Source organism: Streptomyces sp. ADI95-17 (genome assembly GCF_003846175.1).
Classification (GTDB): Bacteria; Actinomycetota; Actinomycetes; order Streptomycetales; family Streptomycetaceae; genus Streptomyces; species Streptomyces sanglieri.
This window is the reverse complement of record NZ_ML123055.1, coordinates 91738-96541: the sequence shown is the minus strand read 5'-3', so window position 1 is coordinate 96541 and position 4804 is coordinate 91738. Positions and strand designations below refer to the sequence as shown.

The window sequence follows — 4804 nt, the reverse complement described above, 5'->3', positions numbered from 1 at the left end:
CCCACCCCGCCCCCGGCCGGACCCCCGGCGGGTCCGTCGGCCAGGCCTCCGGCCGGTCCTCCGGCGCCCCGGGACGGAGGTGGTGTGATGGCGCCCCCGGCACCCGCACCCGCGCCCGTGCATCACCACCACTACTACCCCGCCCCGCCCGCACAGCCCGACCGTCTGCCGCGGTTCAGCGTCTCCAGGCTCAGCCCGGTACGGAACGGCGCCGCCCTCGTCGCGGGCCTGACCCTGCTCCCGGTGTCCGGCAAGGTCTTTCACATCTGCGGGGACGAACCCGGGGTGATGATGGCGGCCCTGGCCGTCGCCGGGCTCCTGGAGCTGCGCAGCAACCCGCACGACCGTGTCCGGTCCTGGCTGGTGCGGGTCCTGACCTGCAATCTCCTCGCGTCCAGTGTGGTCACTCCGGCCGGTCTGTACCTGTACGGCTACCTCGCCACCGGGGTGTGGTCATGACCGGTGTTCGGGCTCTCCTCATGGTCGGTGCCGTCTTCTTGGGAGTCCTGGCCATCATTCTTCTCTGCGGGGAAGGCCGGGCCGTGCTGGTGTTCCTCCGGGCCGCGTGGGAGACCGCCGTCATCGGCGTCGTGCTCGGCGTCATCACCCTGCTCGGCACCGTGCTCGCCTTCGGCACCGGGGGCCTGATCGGGCATCTGGACAGCCTCATGTCGTCCGTCGTGGCGGTGGTGCTGCCGTGAGCGTGACACCGGCTCAGCTGTCCCTCGGTGGCCTTGCCCTGGCGGCCGCGGTCCTGGTTTTCACGCTCGTGCGGTGGTGGCGGGGCGGGCGAGAGGCACCGTCGGCGGCCGCCATCACGGGTGGCCTGCTGATCGGTTTGCTCAGCGCCCTGTGCTCCGGTGGCCTGCTCGGCTGGGCCGCCCGCCGCACCGTCACCAGCGTCACCAACCCCCTTGGCAACGCGGTCTCGGGCAAGGGCAGCAGCTGGCTGCTGCCTCAGACCGCGCCGTCCGGTATGAGCGCCGGTGGCGCCGTCGCCACGACCGCGCTCCTTGCCGTCCTCGTATTCGTCTGGCGCTGCTGCGACAACTATCTGCGCGCCCGGATCGCGGCCGGTGCCCTGGTCGGTTCGGCGGCCGGGCTGATCGGTGCGGTGTCCGGCTTGGCCGCCCTCACCCTCATCCCCGCCGTCAACCGTCTCGGCGACCAGATCGTCGCCGCCCTGCCCTTCCAGTAACCCCGCTTCTTCTCTTCCACGTGGCCCGGAGGTCACCACCCATGAACATTCCCACTGGCGCGCTGACGATCGGCGGCCTCTTTATCGGTCTCGCGATCCCGACCTGGCACGTCGCGCGATTCGCGATCGCCCACATCAAGAACCGCGGGCAGATCCTGCGGGATGCCACGGAACTGATCCCGCTGCTCGCGGGCATCAGCTACGGCGGCCTGGCCACCGCCACCACCAGCGGGCTGATCGGCTTCATGACCGGCCTGTTCACCTGGCTCGGCAATGGTGTCGGGTCACTGGCCATGTGGGGTGCCACCGGCGGGGAGACCACCCTCGCCGCTCGCAGCAACGTCGTTGAGCTGACCGGCATGGGCAACCTGATCCTGCTGCTGATCACCGTGGTGATCCTCGGCGGCTGGAAGGCGATCCCCGACAGCGTCAAGCCGGAGATGGGACAGGGCATCTTTGCCGGAATTCTCCTTGGCCTGTCCGCGACCCTCGGCGGGTGGTTCGCCGCGTTCGTCATCCCCATGGCCAACGACCTGGGCGCTTCCCTGGTCGGCTCCATCGCCTGACCAACGACACCCCCCTTTTTTTGTGCCCGGACGCTATCGGCCGTCCACGCCCCGCACCGCACCCGGCACCCCTCGTGCCGCGTGCGGCCGTGGTGCGCGGACGGCCGTCACCGCCCGGACCCGCCCACCCATTCCGCACGGAGGAACCCCCCGTGACCACCCTGCCCGAACCCTTCGTCCTCGACCTCGAAACGGAAGGCGAGTTCCTCACCGACGACAAGCCCGGACCCACCCACGACGCACCGACCGCCGACACCACCCACAACGCCAAGACCAGCGGCGCAGCCTCCCGCCTGACCACGGGCGTGATCGCCCTGGCACGCCGGGAGACCGCCGCGGTCCGTACGGGCGCGAAGGTCTTGCGCGCCGAGCGCGCCGCATGGCTCAACGCCTCCGACGAAACCCCCGCCCACCTGCGCGCCGGGCTCCTCAACCACCGCTACAGCACCTGGACATCCCGCCAGCAGTCCGAGGCGAAGAACCTGGAGGAGAAAGCGGCCGGGCTGGCGAAACAGGCCGACAAGCTCGACCGCCAGGCCGGGCAGCTGCTCTCCGCCGCCTCTGCCGATCCCGAGACCACCGGCAAACAGGCCACCGCCCTTCGGCGGCAGGCCGCCTCGCTGCGGAAGGAAGCGGCCGGGTGGCGGAAGCAGGCCACAGAGGCCTCCCAGAGGCCCTACACAGCCCATCTGGAGCCCGCAGAGGCGGACTTGAGGCGACACCGCCACCGGACCGCCACACGCCGCTGGGCAGCCACCGCAGCCCTCGGGCTGGCCATCGGCTGGGCCGAGATCCGCATCGGCGGCGCCCTGCTCCCCGCCCTCACCGCGTCCGGCATCACGTCGGCTGCGTGGGCCAAGGGCCGGTTCCCCGGCTGGCGCAGCGAGCTCCCCGAAGTCCCTCCGCTCGCCTACGAACTCGGCACCGGCCACCCCGCCGGCACGGCCCAGACGTCGTCGACCGGGCAGGCCGGCGCGGCCGCCCCGGGAACGCAGACTCCCGGCGACACCGGCAAGCCGTTCACCATCCACGAGGCGACCACGCCGGCCATGGCCACCGAGTGCGTTCGGCGGGCCCTGCTCGCCGAACGCGTTCCGGTCGCGCACGTCGGCGACGCCGTTGAGTATTCGTGGGGTTGGGAGTCGGTGGCGCGGGTGTCCGAGGGAACCCCGGGCGTCATCGCTGACAAGCTCGGGTACCTGGAGACCCGGTTCGACGTCGGTGACGGGGACGTGATTCTCCAGCCCAACCGCAAGCGCACCGCTGAGGCCCTGCTGCGCGTGGTCACCGGCGACCTGTTCGGCGAGATGAAACCGCCCCCGTACCGGGCACCGCACTCGGTCGACATCACGAAGGCCGGTGTCTTCGGGATGAGCGCGGACGGAACCGACCTGTCCTTCTCCCTCGCCGAGCTGATGGGCGAGATCATCGCCCGCTCCGGCGGCGGCAAGTCCACCATCATGCGGGATCTTCTCGACTGGACCACCGCCGCTTACAACGCCACCACCGTGTTCCTCGACCCGTCCGGCGATGGGCCGGGCCAGTTCACCGACGCGGTGAAACTCACCGCCACGGGCCCGATCCAGATCGAGTTCATCCTGCTCTCGCTCTACCGGCTCGCCGCCGGCCGCGCCCGGATCCGCCGCAAGCTCGGCATGGGCGACGCCTGGGAATGCACCCGGGAGCACCCGGCAGTCATCGTCTTCATCGACGAGTTCCCCAAACTCACCAAGCGCAGCAAGCAGATCATCGCCGAGCTGATGCTGGTCGGCCGGAAGGAAGGCGTCTGGCTGATCTTCGCCGCCCAGGGCTCCACCAAGGAACTCCTGGGCAGCAACATCGCCCAGCACCCCGCACTCAAAATCATCGGCGCGTGCAGGGACGTCGACACCACCGGCGCCCTCGGCAGCGGCGCGGCCGACTTCGGCTACCTGCCGCACCGGCTCCACCCGAAGTCCGGCAAGGACCTCAACCACTGCGCCCAGACCTACATCGTCGGAGCGCCGGGCCTGTCCGAGGACCCGATGCTCCACAAGTGGCACTACATCCCCGACGACGAGGGCGGCCGACGCGCCGCCGAACGCCTCGCCGCCGGTCTCGTCGACGTCGACCAGGCGTCGATCGACGCCGCGCTCAAGGCCCCGAACCCGCCCGGCCTGAAGTTCGCCGACGAGGAAGAGGAGTACCTGCACTACGTACCGTGGCCCGACCTCCTCGCCATGGTTGCCGAACCCGACGACCACGAGGACGAGCCGGAGGACGACGATCCGGCCGACCTGCCCCCAATCCTGCAGGCAATCCGCGACGCCTTCGTTCACGAAAGCGAACCGGAATACCTGACCATGGACCAGCTCCACGGACATCTCCGCGAGGACGACCCCGGGCAATGGGCGAAGTGGGACGACCGCGACGACCGCAGCCGTCTGCGGGAGCTCGGCAAAGCCCTCTCCCGCGCGCTGCGCGACGCGGGCGTCGAGCTGTCCTCCGAGCGCATCACCGAGCTCGACGGGCAGCCCCGCGGCTACTACTTCGAAACCGTCCAGCAGGCCCTGAGCGAGACCGAGTAGGGCATCCGCCGATCGGATCCTGATCAGCTTTCCATTGGATTCCGATCGGCTGCCAGTCGGCGCTGATCGGCGGCCTCAGCCGACCGCCAGCCGATCGCCAGCCGATCGGCAAACCAATGCTGACCAGCTAAAACCAATCAATCCAATCAACCACCGCACACCCCCCTGATCCGGCCCACGAACGCCTCCCGGACGCGATCGGCGGGGGTGCGGCGCCCTGCTCCGAAGGTCAGGAGACCACCCCTTGCACCGCTATCTCTACCGCTGCCCGGTCTGCCGGACCACCAGCCCCGTACGCCACTCCCCTGCCGCCCTCACCGCCGAGGGAGACCACCACCGCCAGGCCCTCCACGACGGCCACCACCCCGACGGCGAAAGATCCGGCGAAGTCGACGACCTCGACCTCGTTGCCCGGCTCCACGCCCGCCTCACCGACACCTACGCAAACATTCACGACCCGAAAGGCTCGGGCG

Annotated in this window: 6 protein-coding genes; all 6 read left to right on the top strand. The window is 70.3% G+C overall.

Features of this window, described 5'->3' with window-relative positions; genetic code table 11:
* The first annotated feature begins 87 nt into the window (after window positions 1–87).
* Window positions 88–459 carry a hypothetical protein gene (locus EES42_RS41870; protein WP_124723453.1) on the top strand — a complete coding sequence of 124 codons (372 nt, stop codon included), beginning with the start codon at window positions 88–90 and terminating at the stop codon, window positions 457–459.
* Window positions 456–701, top strand: a complete 246-nt coding sequence (locus tag EES42_RS41865; RefSeq protein WP_124723452.1) for a hypothetical protein — start codon at window positions 456–458, stop codon at window positions 699–701. The genes EES42_RS41870 and EES42_RS41865 overlap by 4 nt, the downstream gene beginning before the upstream one ends.
* Window positions 698–1198 carry a hypothetical protein gene (locus EES42_RS41860; RefSeq protein ID WP_124723451.1) on the top strand — a complete coding sequence of 167 codons (501 nt, stop codon included), beginning with the start codon at window positions 698–700 and terminating at the stop codon, window positions 1196–1198. The genes EES42_RS41865 and EES42_RS41860 overlap by 4 nt, the downstream gene beginning before the upstream one ends.
* A gap of 41 nt (window positions 1199–1239) precedes the next feature.
* The gene (locus tag EES42_RS41855; RefSeq protein ID WP_124723450.1) at window positions 1240–1764 is read left to right on the top strand and encodes a hypothetical protein; all 525 of its coding nucleotides are present in this window, start codon (window positions 1240–1242) and stop codon (window positions 1762–1764) included.
* A gap of 152 nt (window positions 1765–1916) precedes the next feature.
* Window positions 1917–4331, top strand: a complete 2415-nt coding sequence (locus EES42_RS47485; RefSeq protein ID WP_124723449.1) for a P-loop NTPase family protein — start codon at window positions 1917–1919, stop codon at window positions 4329–4331.
* Between the two features lie 244 nt (window positions 4332–4575).
* Window positions 4576–4804 (top strand): hypothetical protein (locus tag EES42_RS45865; RefSeq protein WP_206433879.1); only part of this gene is annotated, 229 nt, incomplete at its 3' end.

Bases quoted from the DNA above. Each gene is read 5' to 3' on its own strand.
- EES42_RS41870 (WP_124723453.1), top strand. From the start codon at position 88: ATGGCGCCCCCGGCACCCGCACCCGCGCCCGTGCATCACCACCACTAC.
- EES42_RS41855 (WP_124723450.1), top strand. From the start codon at position 1,240: ATGAACATTCCCACTGGCGCGCTGACGATCGGCGGCCTCTTTATCGGT.
- EES42_RS41865 (WP_124723452.1), top strand. From the start codon at position 456: ATGACCGGTGTTCGGGCTCTCCTCATGGTCGGTGCCGTCTTCTTGGGA.